The organism is Rossellomorea sp. H136, assembly GCF_056838065.1.
The window spans coordinates 4243565-4265001 of record NZ_CM166371.1 but is presented as its reverse complement, the minus strand read 5'-3'; the positions used below and the strand labels follow the sequence as shown (position 1 = coordinate 4265001).

9 protein-coding genes are annotated in these 21437 nt (G+C 40.4%); 8 read left to right on the top strand and 1 reads right to left on the bottom strand.

From position 1 onward, the window contains the following. Positions 1 to 180 precede the first annotated feature (180 nt). The 5 genes from ACYH0O_RS21525 to ACYH0O_RS21505 all read left to right on the top strand — a co-directional run bounded on the left by ACYH0O_RS21525 (position 181) and on the right by ACYH0O_RS21505 (position 15119). Positions 181 to 4239: a S8 family serine peptidase gene (locus tag ACYH0O_RS21525; RefSeq protein ID WP_482630267.1), complete on the top strand. Its 4059-nt coding sequence runs from the start codon at positions 181 to 183 to the stop codon at positions 4237 to 4239. A gap of 494 nt (positions 4240 to 4733) precedes the next feature. After that, positions 4734 to 8894, top strand: a complete 4161-nt coding sequence (locus ACYH0O_RS21520; RefSeq protein ID WP_482630266.1) for a S8 family serine peptidase — start codon at positions 4734 to 4736, stop codon at positions 8892 to 8894. A gap of 218 nt (positions 8895 to 9112) precedes the next feature. Next, a complete protein-coding gene (locus tag ACYH0O_RS21515) occupies positions 9113 to 10366 on the top strand; it encodes a helix-turn-helix domain-containing protein (RefSeq protein ID WP_482630265.1) in 1254 nt (417 codons plus the stop codon). Positions 10367 to 10564: 198 nt separating this feature from the next. Then, on the top strand, positions 10565 to 14710 hold the full coding sequence (locus tag ACYH0O_RS21510) for a S8 family serine peptidase (RefSeq protein ID WP_482630264.1): 4146 nt from the start codon (positions 10565 to 10567) through the stop codon (positions 14708 to 14710). Positions 14711 to 14894: 184 nt separating this feature from the next. Next, complete coding sequence (locus tag ACYH0O_RS21505; protein WP_282138535.1) at positions 14895 to 15119, top strand: hypothetical protein; 225 nt, start codon at positions 14895 to 14897, stop codon at positions 15117 to 15119. 115 nt (positions 15120 to 15234) lie between these two features. On the opposite strand, the gene ACYH0O_RS21500 is transcribed toward ACYH0O_RS21505, so the two are convergent. Beyond that, complete coding sequence (locus tag ACYH0O_RS21500) at positions 15235 to 16137, bottom strand: LysR family transcriptional regulator (protein ID WP_482630263.1); 903 nt, start codon at positions 16135 to 16137, stop codon at positions 15235 to 15237. A gap of 449 nt (positions 16138 to 16586) precedes the next feature. Here ACYH0O_RS21500 and ACYH0O_RS21495 point away from each other — a divergent pair, with 449 nt between their 5' ends. From ACYH0O_RS21495 to ACYH0O_RS21485, 3 genes are all read left to right on the top strand, one after another. Continuing rightward, complete coding sequence (locus ACYH0O_RS21495) at positions 16587 to 18107, top strand: aldehyde dehydrogenase family protein (protein WP_482630262.1); 1521 nt, start codon at positions 16587 to 16589, stop codon at positions 18105 to 18107. Positions 18108 to 18153: 46 nt separating this feature from the next. After that, the gene (locus ACYH0O_RS21490; protein ID WP_482630261.1) at positions 18154 to 19362 is read left to right on the top strand and encodes an iron-containing alcohol dehydrogenase; all 1209 of its coding nucleotides are present in this window, start codon (positions 18154 to 18156) and stop codon (positions 19360 to 19362) included. Positions 19363 to 19527: 165 nt separating this feature from the next. Then, positions 19528 to 21432 (top strand): alkyl/aryl-sulfatase, encoded by a 1905-nt coding sequence (locus ACYH0O_RS21485; RefSeq protein WP_482630260.1) that lies wholly within the window; start codon positions 19528 to 19530, stop codon positions 21430 to 21432. Positions 21433 to 21437 lie beyond the last annotated feature (5 nt).

The following is a 21437-nucleotide window of genomic DNA, read 5'->3' as shown; positions in this document are numbered from 1 at the left end:
TTCCTGATAATAACAGGCTATCTATTGTGTCTATAGGTGTGGAAGTAACTATAAAACTACTTTATTGAGGCAAAGGAATCATGCCTATTAACCTATCATTTTCCCCCTATATGTAACAATCCATCTCCATGCTATATTCTAATTGATGGAAAATTCAGATAAAGGGGATGGGTAAGTAAGATGAAGAGCAAAAAGAATATGTTAGTTTATACTTTAAGTGCAGGACTTCTGCTTGGTTCTGGGAATATCCCGGCGATTAATGTCCTCGCAGAAAAGCCAACTTCTATTGAATCCGTACTGGCTAACATGACTCCACAGCAGCTGGAAAACTATAGACAGCTTCAGTCAGTTGAAAAACAAGGACTCTATTTATCTCAAACTGTAAATCTTGAAAGTGAAGATTCTGTTAAAGTCATTGTACAGCTTGACCACCATCCTGAGAAAGTCGCCCAATTAAAAGCAAAGCTGGAAGGAAAAAAACTGGACGTAAGTAAAGCCAAAGTCGATGTAGAAAAAGATCAGAAAACCTTCAAAAATGAAATATCGAAAATGTTCAAAGGCAAAGGAAGCAATGATTTCAAGGTTGGGAAAACCTATAAGAATGCTATGAACGGTGTCTCCGTGGAACTTCCAGCTAATAGAATCGAAGAATTACTTGCTCTTGATGTCGTCAGATCTGTATACAGCGACGTCGAAGTTCAAATTGACCCGCCAGTCCAAACAAAAACTCTCTCAAACGAGCAAGCTGAAGATTACATGATGGAGAGCCTTCCTTACTTAGGGGTTGACAAACTACATAGTGAAGGTTTTACAGGTAAAGGAATTAAAGTGGGTGTCCTTGATACAGGGATCGATTATAATCACCCTGACCTCGACGAAGTCTATAAAGGCGGTTATGACTTCATTGACAATGATGAGGATCCGATGGAAGCGACGTATGAGGACTGGAAAGGATCCGGCAGTCCTGAATTTTCAAATGGAAATAGCTATTACACAGAACATGGAACACATGTTGCAGGAACGATTGCCGGTGAAGGCGATAATGAAAGCGAATACAATATCAAAGGGGTTGCACCGGAAGCAGACATTTATGGCTATCGTGTTCTCGGACCTTATGGCAGCGGCAGTAGTGAAGGCGTCATTGCTGGAATTGATCGGGCTGTTGCAGACGGAATGGATGTCATTAACCTTTCACTTGGTGCGAGTGTAAATGATCCGTTGTACCCGACTTCCGTAGCAATTAACAATGCCGTTTTGAGTGGAGTGACAGCTGTGGTGTCGGCGGGTAATGCCGGAAGTGATTCCTTCACTTTAGGTTCTCCTGGGACAGCCGCCCTAGCCTTAACAGTCGGAGCAAGTGATGTTCCAATAGATATCCCGACGTTCAACGGTCAATATGATTCTGAAAAAGTAAGCCTTCAGTTAATGGCGAGAAACTACAGTGATTATTTGGACGATTTAGAAGGAAAAAGCTTGGAAATCGTTGATGTTGATCTTGGGAAACCAGGCGATTTCATAGGTAAGAGTATAGAGGGGAAAATCGCCTTAATCAGCCGAGGAGAAATTGCTTTCGTCGATAAAATTAAGGCAGCAAAGCAGCGGGGGGCTAAAGCGATTCTTCTGTATAACAATGAAGAAGAAGGACATATCCCCCATTACCTAGGTGAGGGAGTCGATTATATCCCTACATTTTCCTTGACGAAGGCAGATGGAGAAGCACTAAAGGCGAGCATCCAGGAGGGAAAAATGTTCAGCTTTAGCGATCTTGGTGCCATAACGACAGAAGGTGACAGCCTTGCCGATTTCAGTTCAAGAGGACCATCCAGAATGAACTATGACATCAAGCCTGAAATTGTCGCTCCTGGTGTTGGTGTTCTGTCAACGGTTCCTTCTTATATTAATGACAAAGAGAATGGTTCTTATGAATATGCTTATGCAAGATTGTCCGGAACGTCCATGGCTTCCCCACATGTAGCAGGTATGGCAGCATTGCTGTTACAATCAAATGTTGATTTGGAACCTGCTGATGTGAAATCAATCTTCATGAATACGGCAGATCCATTGAATGGCGACTACAGTGTCTATGAAGTGGGTGCCGGAAGAATAGATCCATATGAAGCCATTCATTCAGATATGAATTTCCAGGTCATTGATGAGACGACAACCATCGCAAATGGCGAGGAAATGAAGATTGATGAGCTGACGGGTGGTCTCAGCTTTGGTTTACAGTATGTGGAAGGGAAATCACTCAGAAATCATCGTACGATCATGATTGAAAATTCTGGTGAAGAAACGAAAACGTTTAATGGAAGTGTAGAGTTTACAAAACATTCTCTAGACGCTTCAGAAAATGGAATTCACTTAACCTTTGATAAAAAAATTAAAGTAAAAGCGGGAAAGAAAAAGAAAACAAACGTATTCTTGAATGTCCCTAAAACAGCTGAAGAAGGTTACTATGAAGGATATATCCGTTACGTGAATGAAGATGATCAGTCAGAGGAATATCAAATACCATTTGGTATCAGGGTTTCTGAAAAGGGGATAGAATACGCCAATGCATTGAATTTTTCTACAAAAGAAAATCATCAATTCAGACCGGTACAGAATTTTACACCTATGGATTTCGCCCTTAAATCACCGATGAAGCGAATGAGTGTGGTCCTGGTTGATGGAAAAACGAATGAAGAATTGGGGCTGTTAGGTACTTTTAACACTGAAGGTCTTCCAGAAGGGCGAAGGATCATTATACAGCCTGCATTTAATGGTTCCTACTATCCTTATGGAGATAACAGCATCTCAGTCAATCCTATATTGGCACCTGAAGGCCATTACAAGTTAAGGCTGATTGGTATCGACAATGAAGGTGAGACATTCACGAAAGATGCCGATACGTACATTGATAATACGGCACCTGAATTCTCAAGCTCTCTTCCAAACGGTGTATATGAATATGAAGAAGGCACAGAAACGCTGCCGTTCACAATGACCATGTATGATAAAAATATTGCAGAAATGAAAGCAGCAGGATTTGAAATCGATCAATCCAAGAATTACATCGAGTATTACTATGGTTCTCCATATCCAGATGGCTATTTATACCCGGATGCCAATGGAACGATTTCGGATGAAATATTGATGGACCCGATACTTAGCAGCTATCCGGTCGGTTTCTTCGGATACGATTCTGTAGGGAACTTCGCGCAAAAAGGACCAATTCTGAATTCCTTCGTCGAAAAAGGCACCCAATACGCTACTGTGTCAACAGATCAGGATGAGGTGAAAGCTGGCGACGAGCTTAAAATGACACTGTCGGTCGACAACGTAGAGAAATTAAAAGAAGGCACGTTCAAACTTCAATATGATACCGAACAATTACAATTAATAGACGTGAGGATCCATCCGGATTTCGCCAAACTTGGTTCAGCTCAACTGACATTTGAAGAAAATGTAATCAACAGCTACAGAAATAATTTAGAAATATCTGTTGAAGTTGACGACGCTGGAGAAGAAGTCTCAGGAGATATTCCAATGGTTGAAGCATCCTTTGAGGTAAAAGATGCTCCATTTTCCAGTAATAATATGTTAAAAGTGCCATCCTATTCAGTATCTTATAGTGATGTTGATGGCAGCACTTCCAACTTAAAGGGATATTTTGAAGGAACCATTACTGAACTGAACCGCAGCCACTCAGAAGTGAAAGGAGATGTGATGGCTCAAGGGTTCTTTGGCACTGACGGTTCGTTCGATTGGCAAACAGACTTTTCAAATGTCCCAATTTCAATGAAGGTAACGGATTTCGAAGGCAATATTTATGATGGTGAGATCACTAGAGACAATGACTTTAAAGTCAAGCTTCCTGTGACAGATAAGCCATTCCAGATGGAAGTCAAGGTTCCTGGTCATTTCCCTGTTAAATCGACTTTCCATGTCTATGAACAGCGGGAAGACAAGATTGTCGGCACTTGGAGAACGTTGCCTCTTCGAAAGCAAGATGCAGGAGACATCAATCAGGACAGTGTGATTGATATCATGGATGCGATTGAATTGAAAAACAGCTGGGGAACAGATGATCAAAATGCGGATCTGAACTTTGACGGAAAAATTGATGTGAAAGACTTCGAATTAGTAGAGTATAACTTCCTTGAAACCGATCCAGGAGTTGAGAATGCTCCGAAGCCAAAAGATAAGTACAATGGGGACTCTCTAGAGGACATAAAGAAAGACTTAGGGATCAATTAAGATGAGAGTATAATCTAACTAGAAGTATAGCTAATGCGAAATGGTTTGAAAGGTCAATTTTTTCAAGCCATTTTGTTTCTTTCAGCAAAACTCAAAAAATAGCTGATTTGTAAAAATATCACTTTTCAATCCTTGTAAACAAGTATATAAAAGTAACTGTCAAAAGCAGTTGCTTTTTTAATTTCATGAATTTGTGAAATGTGGAATTTTTACATATCTTTATACCTAATGGTGTGCGATTCCAACAGTTCAATTCTAAGGAAGATCAGCGAACAAAAATAGGTGTAATGTCACTATACGACAAAACTTTCCCAACATTATTGATCATATCTTCTATTGACTTACCGTTTTTCACTAAGTAAAGGGTGATAAATTAAGTAGATAATAGAATAATATATAGAAATTTCCCAATTAACAGATTTATCGAAAAGCAATACAATAATCTTTAGTAGACGATTTACACCTTGGATTGACGAAAATATGGGGGGAAATGTATGAACGGGAAACGATATTCAAAAATATTAACTGTTGCGCTTGCTGCTAGTTTATTAGGAACTTCAGGAATTCCATTTAATGTTATGGCAGAGAGTAAGCCTGAACTTACTAAAGTAAAAGACGTAGAAAAAGTTTTATCCAATTTGACGGATGCACAAAGAAAAGCTCTTCAACAAATCGAAGCAAAGCCGGATTTTGAAATCGCACCAAATATTAATACGGAAACAGATGGGCTTGTCGATGTAATCGTAGAGTTCAAACAAGCTCCTGCTAAAGTTGAAATGATGAAACAAGCTGCAAAGGGATTGCGTACAACGACAAAAGCAGCGGATACAAAAGTAGAAAAGGCACATAGTGAATTCAAGCAAAGTTTTAACGCGATGATAAATAAAAAGAGTGCAGGTCCCCAACTGAAAGAGGCAAAAATCACAAAGGAGTATCGTTCAGCGATCGCAGGGGTGGCAATGACGATACCAGGGAATGAAATTGAAGGGTTACTTGCTTCCGGGGTTGTGAAGCGGGTGTGGAAGGATGAAGTAGTACAACTTGAACTTCCTAACATAGAGAAGGCTGCTTCAAAATCTAAAATGATGGATAGCATCCCACAAATCAATGTGGACAAGCTTCATGATGAAAATGTGAGAGGCGAGGGTATTAAAGTTGCTGTGCTCGACACAGGGGTAGATTACCATCACCCAGATCTACAAGATGCGTATAAAGGTGGTTATGATTTCATCGATAACGATTCTGACCCAATGGAAACGACCTATGAAGATTGGAAAGAATCCGGTGAACCAGAGATCAACCCTTCTTCCGGAACGGCCTACTATACGGAGCATGGCACACATGTTTCGGGAACGATTGCAGGAAATCAGAAGAACACGGTCGATTATTCGGTTAAGGGAGTAGCTCCAGATGTCGATTTATATGGCTATCGTGTTCTGGGTCCTTATGGTTCAGGAACATCCACAAGTGTACTTTCAGGGATTGAGCAAGCGGTTGCTGATGGGATGGACGTGATGAACTTATCGTTGGGGGCATCAACCAATGATCCGCTATATCCTACATCGGTTGCCGTTAATAATGCCATGTTATCAGGTGTTGTTGCAGTAGTCGCAGCAGGTAACAATGGTCCGGATGAAAAAACACTGGGGGCTCCTGGAGCTGCTGCTCTTGGAATTACCGTTGGGGCAAGTGATTTTGCGATGGATATTGCAAACTTTGAATCTATTAGTGTAGATGGAGAATCATTTAAGGATGTTTTATTATTGGGTAAAAACTTTACAAATGATTTATCATCTCTTCAAAAACAGTCCAAGGAAGTGGTATTTGCAGGACTTGGGTATAAGGCAGATTTCGAAGGAAAAGACTTCACTGGGAAAATCGCCCTTATTCAGCGTGGAGAACTTACATTTGTGGATAAGATGAAACATGCGAAAGAAGCAGGGGCAGAAGCTGTCATCATCTACAATAACGTAGACGGAGACATTCAGGCCTATTTAGGGGAAGGTGCAGAATTCATCCCTGCATTCCGCATGACAAAAGCAGATGGTGAGCGTTTAAAAGGACTTGGAGATAACGCAACTCTTACCTTTGGTAACTTATCCAGCATTCAAACAGAAGGGGATAATCTCGCCGGGTTCAGCTCAAGAGGACCTGTAAATGGAAGCTATGATATTAAGCCTGATGTGGTGGCACCAGGAGTCGCGATCTTCTCGACCATTCCGGAATATATCAATAGCCCTGAAGAAGGAGAAGATTATTCAAATGCCTATGCCCGCCTTCAAGGAACTTCCATGGCCACTCCTCACGTGGCAGGTGTCGTAGCTTTAATGCTACAAGAACACCCGGAATATTCTCCGTTTGATGTAAAAGCCGCACTGATGAACACAGCTGAAGACTTGAACGGTGACGTTTCTGTATTTGAACAAGGTGCAGGACGTGTGGATGCTTATGATGCGGTACATGCCGATGTGTCCATTAAAGTGATGGATAGAACAGAAAATCTAAATGAAAATGGAGAAGTGGTAGAGATTGATGAAGAGACTGCTTCGATTTCATTCGGTAGTCATTATAAAACTGGAGAAGGTGTTGAAGAAAGCAGCAAAATGACCATTGAAAACAATGGCGAAGAAGAAAAGTCATTCAAGGTAGAGGTCGAATATCATGGCGACCGTGCGGGCATTCGTGATTCAGTGGAAAATGGAATTCATTTAGATCTTCCAACTAGTGTAGTAGTTTCAGGTGGGAATTCTAAAGAAATTTCACCAACGATCACCGTCCCGGAAAATGCTGAAGAAGGGCGATATGAAGGATACATTCATCTGATTAATGCAAGTGATTCCAGTGAGACCTATCAGGTTCCGTTTGCCATTCGAGTCACAGAAAAAGGATTTGATTATCTGGAAACAGATAGACCAGCCCTTGCGAACAATACGCCAAAATGGCAATATTACAATCCACTATTGACGGCTGCTTTCCAAATGAAAAGTCCTCTGACTAAGATAGACATTGTAGTAAAAGATGGTCAAACAGGTAATGCCATTGGGTTTGTCGCTTCAATCGCAGATGCAGGTGCTAAACCTGATTTTAGGTACTACATTCCTGGTGTTTTCTCTGGAATAGTTTATCCATTTACTGATGACAAACAAAATCCGATATCAGACCAACCTATCGATCTTCCTGAAGGAGACTACGAGTTAGGGTTTATCGGGCATGACGAGGAAGGAAAGACTTATTCAGTCGACACACCTGTTTTTATCGACAATACAAAGCCTGAAGTAGCCTTTGATAAATCTCCTGATGTGTATGAAATCAGTGAAGATATGTACACAGAAGAATTTGGGAAAGAAGCATTTTGGATTCATGGAAATGTACAGGATGAAACGGTGAGCGCTTTACAATCAAAAGGATTGGACTATGACCAATCTTCGAACAAATTCTTGATCGCAACAGGCACACGTGAATACTTTAATTGCTGTTTCCCTCCTGCAGATTCAGAAGGGAATACTGAATTTGGTATTGAACCTTCTGATATCGCTGACGGACCATTGAGGTTAAGTTTGGCAGCAACTGACATCGCAGCGAATGTGAATTACCAACGATATATTTTCTTGCAAGAAGGTACTGAATACCTGACTTCCGATTACAACAAGAAAGAAGTAAAATTAGGCGATACGTTTACGATGACACTGAGCCTGAATAACGTAAAGAATCTGGTTTCTGGAGAGTACACTGTCGAATTCAAAGGGGAACAATATTCGTTTGAATCAGTTAAGTTGAATGAGGCAGTGAAGAAATATGCAAAAGAAAATGGTCTTGAAGCATCCCTTCAAGAAGCCGAAGTGAAAGAAGGCAGTTTTTACTCTACTGTAAAGGTGGGGGCAGAGATAAATGGGGATGAATTTACCGGGCTGAATGAAGATATGCCATTCTTGGATGTTACATTTAAGGTCATTAACGATAGGTGGTTCTATGGAAATGACAAACTGAATGTAACAACTTCTAACTACACAAAAGCGGGGGATTCTCAGCCGTTGTCTTTACCCTATTATAGTACATCTTACTTCGATTTCATTTCTGAACATTCAGAAATAGAAGGGTATTTGAAGCCGGAAGCCTTCCTTAAACCAGGCTCAACAACTTTACCATATGGAGTCGCTTTAGAAATCGGAGCGGAAGTATATGCTTTATCTCCGGATGGTGAAAAGTACGAAGGAACGATTGATTCGCGTGGGAAATATTCCATTTCAGGTGTACCTGCGGACGGTAGGACGTACAATGTAATAGTGGACGTTCCAGGACACTTAAAAACAAGCACAAGTTTTATATCCGGATATTCATTAAAAGGAAATCATTATGGGAAGTTTATATCAACAGGTTACAAGATAAACCTTGCAGGTGATGTTGATGGAAATAGTATGATTGATATTGAAGATGCCATTATTTCCGTATTTTCTTATGGAAAAGAAGGTATCGGCGTCAATAAAGGAGACATTAACCAGGACGGAAAGGTCGATGAAACAGATCTTCGATTCATCGAGAATAACTTCTTAGAAAAAGGACCAGGTGCCAAAAAGAATAAAAAGCCGAAAGAAAAGCATGGCAAGGTGACTCTGGAAAAATTATTCCGTTCAATTGGTCTTGAATTAGAGGGATAACAAGAAATGGAGAAAGAGGTGTCCTATGGGGCACCTCTTTTCTTGTGTGGAATTTTCGGAGAATGAGAAACTAAATAAATTTGATGAAATTCCTCAGAAATAATATCATCTCAAATCTCTATAGAATGAAATGGAAACTAACTGGTTAGTGAGAGATGAAATTTTATAGTGCCCACAGAAAAAAGAAAGAATTAGAATGCGAATAGCAGGTGAGAAAAATGAATGCAACTTTATTTCAGAAGATTCAGCACTCTATGAAAGAGTTGGGATGGAGAAAAATAGACTTAGCACAACGCTCGGGGATTCATATGAGTGATATAAGTCGGACTTTCAATCACAAGCAACCACTTTCACTAAAGCATCTGGATGCCATTACAAATGCTCTTGGATTGGGGGAAGGTTCTCTTTATCCGTTTTATGTAGAGGAATGCTTTAACGAAAACCAATTATTGGACAAACGTAGAAGTATTCAGTTCCTGTATAAGTGTATAACGCTTGGTTATGAAAAACAGAAGAGTGATATGTTGCTTATCATGATAGCGGAAACGTCAGACAATTATTTGTCCTATATTTTTACCGTCGCAGAGAAGCTATTGAAAGCGAAAAAAGAGGAGAAGGCGTTACCCCTGTACGAATTGATCATTAAAAATGAATCGAATGATTTCTCAACACAACTGGCAACCAGTTATTTTAGGCGATTTTACATTCTGAGAATGACTGAGAACGCACAAATGGCACTTACACATGTGTTAGAGCATCTGATGTGTTTGCCAAGAGAAGTTAGAATGGAAGCGTATTTATGGATTACAGCGTATTACTATCGACGTGAGCAATGGAAAGAAGTTCTGTATTACGCTGAGAGACTGGAAAGCATGATTAAGGAGGGTGAGTATTATGCCAGGGCTCTTATGTATAAAAGTTTTGCATTGGTACGCCTGGGTGGTTCACTTGAAGAAGTATTGGCTCTTACTTCTCAATATGCTCAAGAAAACGAATATTTTGCTGAAATAGCCGCAGGAAACCGGTTTGCTGCTTATTTAGATTTTGGACATTTGGAGTATGCAGATGAGTATCTTGCTTGGTTAGAAGGTAGAGAGGATACGTATGTTGGTTTGCCAAAGGTGCTCGAGGCATATGTTCAATTGAATCGTATAGAGGATGCCAAACGGCTTTTGGATTGGTATCAACATATCATTGATGACATGGCTTTTGGTGGAGAGCTGTGGCTGAAGCAGAAAGTGAATTTAGATTTTCGGTACGCCTATGCTCTGTACCAATGTGAAACCCTTCTATTGCCGGAAGGATTGGATGAACTATTGAACGTGGCGAATACAGCAAATCAAATAGGTAATATAGAGAGATTTAAAAAATGTCTTCTCATTTACTGGAAATATAGGCACCATGCGACAGATGACCAAAGAAACAAATATATACAACTGTTAGGTATAAATGAATACGAAGAAATCTATTGAAGCAGTAATACACAGCGACATAGCCAATCTAATTTTCTTAATAATCCTGGTAATTAAGGATATGTGATAAAGAAAATTAACAAACTGAAACTCTCTTGAATAAAAAAACTGAATTTGATGAAATTTTGCAAAAGTTAAATTCTATCAAATTTAAATAGTATGAATATATCACCAGTTAAGAAAGAAGGGAAAAGACGGATGAAAAAGAGAATCACCAAAAATGTCACAATGTTGGCACTTAGTGCAGGTCTTGTAGGCAGTAGTCTAGCACCGGCCACACTAACACACCAAGTTCATGCACAGCCCTCTTCAGGTATTGATCAAGTACTGTCGAAGTTGACTCCAGAGCAGCGTCAAGCGATTAAACAATTACAAACGAATGTCCAAGGAGGACTGCAGCTATCTCCAGAGGTAGATCAAAAGAGTAACGATACCATTTCTGTCATTGTAGAATTTAAGGATAAGCCTGAAAAGACAGCGGTGCTGGAAGCGGAGTTAGAAGGAAAAAAACTATCTAAGACGAAAGCAAAAGAAAAAGTAGACGCAGCACATGAAACCTTTCATAAGGATCTGCAAACGATTTTCAAGAATGATTTGAAACAAAAGAAATCCTCTATCAAAATCAAGCAGACTTACAAGCATGCATTTAATGGTGTGGCGATGACCATCCCTGCCAATAAAGCAAAAGCACTGCTTGATTCTGAGGCGGTAAAGGCTGTCTGGAGTGATAAGGAAGTTCACATCGAGCCGCCTGTCACAGAAAAAGAATCCAAGCAGAAGGAAGAAACGCATACGAATACCACTTTTCCTGGCATTGAGAAACTTCATCACGAAGGTTTTACAGGAGAAGGAGTGAAGGTTGGAATTCTTGATACAGGAATCGACTATGATCACCCTGACTTAAAAGACGCCTATAAAGGCGGATATGATTTCGTGGATAACGATAATGACCCGATGGAAACAACGTATGATGATTGGGTGAAAGCAGGAAAGCCTTGGTCTGCAACGCCATATTACACGGAGCATGGAACGCATGTAGCAGGAATCATTGCCGGACAAGGTACGAACGAATCAGACTTTGCAGTAACTGGCGTAGCGCCAGATGCTGATATTTATGCGTATCGTGTGTTAGGTCCTGAAGGCACAGGCAGTACTGGTGCGATTTTAGCCGGGATCGATCAAGCAGTGGAAGACGATATGGATGTCATTAACATGTCCCTTGGTGCAAATTACAACGACCCGCTCTATGTGACAAGTATTGCCGTTAACAATGCTGTCCTTGCAGGTGTAACGGCAGTAGTGTCAGCAGGAAACTCAGGAAATGGAATGTATACACTTGGTTCACCTGGTACCTCTCCATTGGCGCTAACTGTCGGGGCAAACGACACTTCTGTCACGATTCCAACATTTACAGGAACACTCCATGCAGATGAAAATGTATCAGCGGATTTAAAGCTGATTGCCAGAGGGTTTGACGATAAAATAGAAGAATTAAAAGGACAAAATTTGCAGGTTGTAGATGGAGAAAACGGCTCTTATTTTGACAAAGATGTGAATGGGAAAGTGATCCTTGACACACGTGGATATATTGATCTTCGCTCTATGATAAATAATGCGAAAAAAGAAGGGGCGAAGGCACTTCTGTTATACAACGCCTATCCGCTGGAAGATGTGTATTTAGGAGAAGGTTTTGACTCTCTTCCTGTATTCTCTATAAGTGATGAACAAGGAGCCGAAATGAAGGAAGCACTGGCTTCTGGGAGTGCAACGTTCTCCTTTGATGAGTTAGGTGATCCAGTGGTGACCGGAGGGGATGTATTAGCTGACTTCAGCTCTCGGGGCCCATCCCGCGTCTTATATGATATAAAGCCGGAAGTAACTGCTCCTGGGGTGTCGGTCTTATCTACGGTACCATCCTATGTGCATGGAGAAGATCAAATCGGGAATTACAAAAATGCTTATGAACGTTTATCTGGTACATCCATGGCATCGCCAAATGTTGCAGGGGTTGCGGCACTTTTAAAACAAACTGATCCTGACATGACGCCTGCCGAGATTAAAACGAGGCTCATGAATACGGCAGCTCCATTAAATGGAGATTACAGCGTATTTGAAGTTGGCGCAGGAAGTGTGGATCCGTATAAAGCGATTCATGCACAAGCAAACATTCAAGTAAGTGACGAGACGAAAACGAGTAATGGCGGAGCATGGACTCTTGCAGATGAGGGAATCCAAACGATTAAAGAGAAGACAGGAGCTCTTAGCTTCGGTGCTAAGACTGTAAATGGAAAGCATATAAGAGAGACCCGCTCTGTCACACTGTACAACAGCAGCGAAGAAACGAAAACATTCGAAGTGAAAGTCGAATTCCAAACACTTGGAAAAAGGTTTGATAACGATTATTCACGCGTGGCCAACGATGCGAAGGCAAACGGTGTCACCGTGGAGACAAAGGACACGTTGAAAGTGAAGGCAGGTAAGAAAAAGAAAACTGCGGTTACCATGTTAGTTCCGAAAACGGCTGAAGTAGGAAACTATGAAGGCTATGTTGTGTATACAAATAAAGACAATCCGGATGAATCGTATCGTGTACCATTTGGCATTCATACAGCGGAAGAAGGCATTGATCATATTGAGGTAAATCCTCCTGCTTTTACGACCGCTGTCGAGGCTGGTTATGATGGTATCCGATGGTCAGTCGGCCTTAACTTCCAATTAAAATCTCATATGCGTTCGATGGATCTCTTCCTTGTCAATCCAAAAACGAACAAAGAAATCGGTTTTCTTGGTTCATTTGACGGAATGGGTGCTGATGAAAATATTGAATATTATCTAAGAGGTGTGCTGAACGAAGGTTATTACCATCCGTTAACGGGGAATCCAGATCAGCCAATTGCGTATGATAAGGAACAAACCGAACCAGGATTATACAATATCAGGATGGTAGGGACAAATGATAAAGGGAAAACCTTTACCTCAGATGCGCCGGTTTACTATAGCGTTACCCAGCCAACCCTCGATCTCAACGTGGACTCTGGTGTAGTAGAATATAGTCCGGATCAAACAACTGTACCATTAACAGGTTCTGTTTACGATCCAGGGAATGAAGAAATGATAGCTGGCGGTATGGATGTGTCTCAAGCTAATAATAAGTTTGTCTATCAGTTTGGTAGATACAACACTGAAGTTCCATTAGACACTGACGGGAAATTTTCGACGGAGCTTACACTGATCCCAGGTGTATCAGTACTTCCAGTGAAAATGTATGCAGAAAACATGGCAACAGTGCAAAACTATTCTAGTTATAAACAGGTATATTTTGTGAAGCAAGGAACTCAGTATGGAACAGCTATTCCAGACAAAAAGAAATTAACAGCGGGCGATTCGGTGACGGTTACCCTTTCGATGAACAATATGACAAACATGAAGCAAGCAGTGTATTCCTTTGTGAATCCACCAAACGTAGATGTAACAAGCATTATACCCCACGCAACATTGAATGGGAAACTGGATATTCAGACAGTGAATTCAGATGTAACCATTGATGGACAGAAAATGGTAAAAACGAACCTTACTGCGGAGTTAACCGGTGATGGGGCACAAACTGGGGGATCAGGAAAGGTTCCGATGGTAGATATCACATATAAAGTAAATGAGGATTCTAATTCGGGGGATCTAGGTTTTAAACAATTCGATGTATCGTACACCAATACAGATGATACGTCGAAATCAGCAACTGGTATTAGTATTCCTTTTCATGTGGAAAGGACGTACTCTCTTTTGAAATCACATGTATTTCCGGAAGCATTTAAGAATCCTTGGGTGCCAAGTGAACCAATAAAAACCTTTGATTATGTTAAAGCTGGCGCGAAAGTGAAAGTATCAGATGAAACAGGGAAAGAATATGCAACCGATTTTGGAAGCAGAGAGGTGAATACTGATTTCTTCTTAGCTAAGTTACCACTAACAGATAAACCATTCACTTTCGAGATAGAGATGCCGGGACATTTCAAGGTGAAGAAAACTTTTACAGTCGGGTTGAAAGAAAATGGAGAAGTGAAACCTTATGGGAAAGCAATCTTTCCTGAACCTGCACCTGCTGGAGATGTGAACCAAGATAATGTAATTGATGTGAAAGACGCACTTTCCATCCAATCGAATTGGAACACAGACAAACGCGAAGCAGATATTAACTTTGATGGAGTAGTAGACGCAAAGGATATGCAATTTGTCACCAATAATTATATGATGCAAAATCCTTGGATGGATAACTCTCCAGAACCTCTGAAAACACAAAATGGACAAACATTAGAAAGTGTGTTGGAGGAATTAAATATTCAGTAAGGAAAGAGAGCAACGGCCAATGGTCGTTGCTTTTTTTATGGAGAAAAACTTCCAGTGGGTATAATGGACAACTGATCAAGTGTGAGGTAACCAATCACAGCTTTCAACAAAATCATCAAGAAGATAAGCGATACAGGCACTAATCATTTCCAATGTAATATGATTAACATAAAGGAGTGATGATATGCCTTGGCAACAAAAGATCAGATATTTAACGGGCCAGCCTGTAGGAATTTCATTAACAAATGGGCAGGGAACATCAGGAGTCCTGTGCGGTGTTTCGGGATCCAAGGTTCTTGTTATTGAATATTTGTATCAAACGCAATTCGCCCTAAAACAGTATGATTATTATATGATTCAAGATATTAATGGATTTCCCCCTTGCCAGAACAGTCAGCCACTTTATTAACATATTCGTCCCTCTTAGGAGGGCTTTTTTTCTATTAAACTATCCCTCTGGGTCATAATATCCAAAATGAAAACTAATTTATCAAGTGTTTCAGCTAATCTTCCACCTTCTTTACTTACATTCGGGAGTGGAATTTGAAATGTTCTAAAAATTTCTTTGTGTTTATGGAAAAATGATTATTCTCTGAACGAACCCATCCCAAACAGATTGTTACTTGTTCATAGCCTTTTATTTCAATAGGGACGATTTCTCCGCTTAAAACAAAAGGGTCATTTTTTAAAGCAAAGTCTGGCCCGAAGCTAATTCCGAATCCTTCAATAATCGCATTTTTTATTACTTCTGTATTATCCGAAGTAAATAAAATATTCATTGGTCCAAATGTACTAATTAAATGATCGGCAAACCTTTTTACATAATCCCCGTTATATAAAATAACATTTTGACTCATTAATAGTTCAGGAGTGATTGATTTAAGTGAAGCCAAAGGTGACGATCTACCAACATATACCTTCATTTGTCCTTCAAGTATTGCATCAAATGATAAATCTTCTCTTTTTTTTACCAATTCTTCATATATCGTAATAAGGCCAATGTCTATTTGATTCTTTTCCACAAGCTCAATAATATGCTGTGTGCCTTTTTCAGAGATTTCTATATTCACATTAGGATAAGCGTTTTTAAAAGCAGATAATGGTTCTAACAGTAGCAGCATAAAGCCGGGGATAGATGAAAGTTTTAAATCTCCGGAAACGATCGTGTTAAGAGATTGTGCTTCTTCCTTAAATTCTTGAAGTCTAATTAACACCTCATATGCCTTTTTAATTAATGTTTTGCCTTCTTCTGTTGGAATGGCACCAAGGCGTCTGTAGCGTTTAAATAGCTTAACGCCCAACTCATCTTCTAATTTCGTAATGGATTGGCTGATACCGGATTGAGAAACATGAAGGTCTTGTGCAGCTAATGAAATCGATTTGGTTTCCGCAACTTTTACTATGTATTCCAGTTGTTCGATATGCATAGGATTCCCCTTTTAATATAGAAGTGTAGGTAATGTATTCATTATTAATAGTAAATTTATTTCAGTGTAAATTATATATATACTAAATTCAAGCAATTGATAATATTCTGAAAAATAAAAAGTAGGGGGGGGAAATAAATATAGAGTTGAAAATAGAGAGAGAAACCAGAGAATTTGAGAATGGTAATTTTCACAGTCTCCATTAAGTCCCTATGAACATGGAAGCATGATAAATAAGAAACTGAAGATATTATTGAAAGCGCTTCCTTGGCGAGGACAAGCTTGCAAAGTACCAGAGGCACAATCAAGTTTTGAAGGAATCTAATAATTGTACAGATGAAATTTTGAGAAGGGCTCTGCGAGTTGAACGAGTTGAAGTTAAATAGTTTGATAGAGAGCATTATTTTATTTTGTGGTCTATAAAGGAATGAAAAAGGAGGAGTTTCTAAATGGAAGCAGCGATGCAAATCCTAGATTACCCACTCTATATTAACGGGGAGTGGAAACCGGCGAAAAGCGGAGAAACGTTTGAGGTAGTAAACCCTGCAACAGGTGAAGTGGCGGCAAAGGTAGCGAAAGCCGGGAAAGAAGATGTAGAGGAGGCTGTTTCATCTGCCAGGCGTGCTTTTGATTCGGGAGTATGGTCTAAAAAGTCTCCTCAGGAACGTGCAGACGTACTTGTCCATTTTGGAAATAAGATTCTTGAACATGCTGAAGAACTAGGTTACTTAGAATCTATCAGCTCGGGAGCTACCGTTCGACGTATCTCAAACCTAGACATACTATCCATAGTAGATCTCCTGCAGCAAACAGCAAAGTTCACTGTAGAGTATGCCTACGTCGAATCCCTTCCTACAGTACCATTTCCTGGCCCAAGTAATAACCAGATCTGGCGGGAACCAATTGGTGTTGTAGCGGCCGTTACACCTTGGAATTTTCCAATGATTCTTGCTATGTGGAAGTTGGCTCCTGCGTTGGCGATGGGGAACTCAATTGTAATCAAGCCAGCATCCAATACGCCGTTGTCTACCTTGAAATTAGCAGAATTGGCTGCTGAAGCCGGTATACCGGCAGGTGTATTTAATGTTGTATCCGGTCCTGGAGCAAGCATCGGTGAGGAGCTTGTGACCCATCCAAGTATAGACAAGGTCGCTTTTACAGGTTCTACAGAAGTCGGGAGACGCATCATGCAAATGGCATCGGGAACGGTCAAACGCGTCACTCTAGAATTAGGGGGAAAATCACCAGCCATTGTATTGCCGGATGCTGACTTGGATATCACCATTCCTGGTATTTTATTCGGATTCTTGACACACTCAGGGCAGGTTTGTGAATCAGGCACCCGTGTCCTTGTCCATGATTCCATTTATGAACAAGTAATCGAACAATTATCAGAGATGGCAAGCACGATTAAAATTGGAAATCCATTAGATATGGGAACGGGTATGGGGCCGCTTGTATCAAAGCAACAATTGAACAGCGTTCTTTCTTATATTGAATCCGGTGTTCAAGAGGGTGCACGATTGGTTTGCGGAGGAAAGCGCAGGATAGTAGAAGGATTTGAAAATGGATATTATATTGAACCTACCATTTTTGCAGATGTTCATAATGACATGAAGATTGCGAAAGAAGAAATTTTTGGCCCTGTTCTTTCCGTCATTCGATACTCCACAGTTGAGGAGGCAATTGAAATTGCGAATGATACGATTTACGGATTAGCAGGTGGTGTTTGGTCTAAGGATGTCAATAAAGCAATGAAAATAGCACGTGAATTAAAGGCTGGGACGATATGGATCAATGATTGGCATATGATGAGAAGTGATGCTCCATTTGGCGGATACAAACAAAGCGGTTTTGGAAGGGAATTGGGACGCCATGCGCTGGATGAATATTCTCAAGTCAAGCATGTTCACTGCTCCCTCGTACCTGAAGTAAGCCAAAGACCTTGGTATCAAATGTTATTGGGATAATACAAATCGCGTTCAGAATACAAAAATAAAAAAAGCAGGTGATCCAATGTCGACATCATATTTTCAATTTTCTGTTAGAACTGTTGTTAATAGCGGGGCGGGATCCAGAACCCTACTTCCTGAGATGATTAAAGGGCTTGGAGGTAAACGGGCAGTACTCTACACAGATAAAGGGTTAACTCAGGCTGGAATTACAGATCAGATAAAAGAATTATTTGAAATCATACCTGGTACGCCTCAGCTCGTTGGAGTTTTTGAAGGAATCGAACAGGACGCAAAAGGTGAAATTATTAATCGGGGAGCTCGTTTCTTTAAAGAGTGCAACGGTGATTCCTTGATTGCTCTTGGTGGGGGCAGCGTCTTAGATACAGTCAAAGGGATCAAGTGGATGTTACATAAAGGTCTGGATGATATCCGTGATTCCCTTCTTACCGGAAATGTCATGGAGTGGTGGCCGGATGCCCAATTTATTCCGATTCCGCATGTAGCCATTGCGACAACGGCTGGAACAGGTGCTGAAGTATCACCGGCAGCTGTGATCTTTAATGAAAAGCTAGGGATAAAAACAAACCTTCTTCATCCGTTCATCAGTGCAGATATGGCTATTTTGGACCCTGATTTAACCGTTGGACTACCTCCTAAGATCACTGCATTTACTGGGTTTGATGCCTTGACTCATGCAGTAGAAGCTTATTTCTCACCAAAGGCCAACCCCATGACAGATGCTTATGCCCTGCAATCGGTTCGGTTGATTGCAGACAATTTACAAACTGCCGTTCGAAAGGGAGACGATCTTTCAGCGAGGGCAAATATGCTAATGGCGAGTTCGATGGCGATATCTGCATTCTGTCTGTGCCTGAATGCGATTCCGGTTCACAATTTGGCCCATGCGATAGGGGCAAAATTTAAAATCCCTCACGGACTGGCAAATGCTGTACTTTTGCCGAACGTAATGGAATCAATGCCTGAATTCTATCTGCCACGAATCACTGGGTTTGCCCAAGCGTTAGGAATCAAGGATCTTTCAGAACAACCTGAAAAATGTTTAGAGGATGTTATCAACTATATAAGGGATCTCCGTAAAGCAGTTAATTTACCAGACACATTTGCTGAATTTGAAAGTAATCAAGATCAGCTGCAACATTTGGTGCCGGCTGTTCATAATGACCCTGCCGGAGTTTTCTATAAGATACCAGCAACGGTTATTACCAAAGTGACCAACGAAGTGTTTGAAGAAACGACTATAAAGGCTTAGCTTCGGTCGCAATCTAATTATATTCAAAATCTGGCACTCCAGTTACAAGGAAAACACTTGAAAATCTACTATTCATGTATGGTTGGGGAACTACCATAAGTACCAGGGATTTCAGAGTGTTTTCCTTTTTACTTAATGACAAAATAACAATTATTGGAGGTTTGTATGATAAGCAAACTATCAAATCAATCTATGCCCGCTACTTCGTATACTAAAAAGTCAAATTCAGAAGTGTACGATTCTCTGAATTTTGAAGATCGACAGGATTTCGAAGATGCCAAACGAGGTTTTATTGCACCATTGGAATCTACAATGATTAAGGACGATTCCGGGGAAGTCGTCTGGGACATCGATAAGCTGGATTTTCTACAGGGTACTGCTCCTGAGACTGTAAATCCAAGCCTGTGGAGAAATGCACAATTACAGGCTATATCTGGTTTGTTTGAAGTGGTAGAAGGAGTCTATCAAATTCGTGGGCAATCAATTGCCACTACTTTCTTTATAGAAGGCAACCAAGGAGTCATTGTCTGTGATACATTAGCAAGTACTGAATCTGCTGAAGCTGCAATGGAATTATATTATAAACATCGTCCAAGGAAGCCAGTTTCAGCCATCATTATAAGTCAAAGTCATGCGGATCATTTTGCTGGTATTCAAGCAGTTCTGAAGTATGCAGAAAATCCGGATATCCCTATTGTCGTTCCCCAACATTTTACAGAAGAAGCATTAAGTGAAAATGTACTTTTGGGTAAGATTATGGCGCGCAGGGCAGAGTATCAGTTTGGTAAAAACATTCCAGATGGCAGTAAGGGTTCTGTATCTATTGGGCTTGGTCCGACTATGAGTTCTGGGACCATGAGTTTTGAAATGCCTACTGTTGAAATCGAAGATGAAGTCCAAACGATGGAAATCGATGGGATAAACTTTCGATTTTTGTTAACTCCAAACACAGAAGCACCAGCAGAAATGCATTTTTATATACAAGAGTATAAGGCATTATTTGTATCAGAGAACGCCAATCAATTGATGCATCAAATCTACACAGTAAGAGGGGCAAAAACCCGGGATGCTCTCCATTGGGCTAATTCACTCGAAAAAACAATCGATTTATTTGAAGATGAAGAGATTGATGCGTTGCTCATGATTCATGCATGGCCAGTATGGGGAAAAAATCGTGCTATACAACACTTACAATTGCAACGTGACTTGTATAAGTATATGCACGACCAGACAGTGCGTCTGGCCAATCACGGATATACGATGGATGAAATAGCTGAAACAATCAAACTTCCCAACTCTTTAGATACGTATTGGGGGAATCGCGGGTATTATGGTACTTTAAAGCATAATTCAAAAGGAATTTACAATTTTTATTTAGGTTATTATAGTGCACATCCTTCAGATTTAGATCCATTGCCGCAAGTAGAAGCTGGTCGTAAATATGTAGAATACATGGGTGGCGCGAATGCTGTTTTGAAACAAGCAAAAGCAGACTTTGAAATCGGTGAATATCGATGGGTCGCTCAAGTACTAAAAAATGTAGTCATGGCAGATCCAGAAAATCTGGAAGCGAAACATTTATTAGCAGATGCATTCGAACAATTAGGTTACCAAGCAGAATCAGCCAATTGGCGCAATATATATCTGGTTGGAGCATCCGAACTGAGAAATGGAATGAATAAAGACCTTCCCCCATTAGATGTTTCTGGAATTATTAACTATATGCCAGTAGCTGATTTTTTAAAGCTGATGGCTATTAAACTTAACGGTCCAAAAGCAGATGGAAGAAACATAACATTGAATGTTACACTTACGAATTCTAACCAAACATATACCATTAGGTTAGAAAATGCTGTTTTGACCTATAAAGAAGGTAATGTAGACGCTGATCCGGATGTCGCCCTGGCTCTTGATCAAATGACATTCTATGGAATCGGTCTTAAACTGCTTTCACCAGAACAAGCAGTAGCTGCCGGTAAATTAATCATTTCTGGTGATCAAACGATACTGAATGAATTTTTATCACTATTAGATGAGTTCGGCTGGTCTCCTGCTATCGTAACTCCTTAATCATA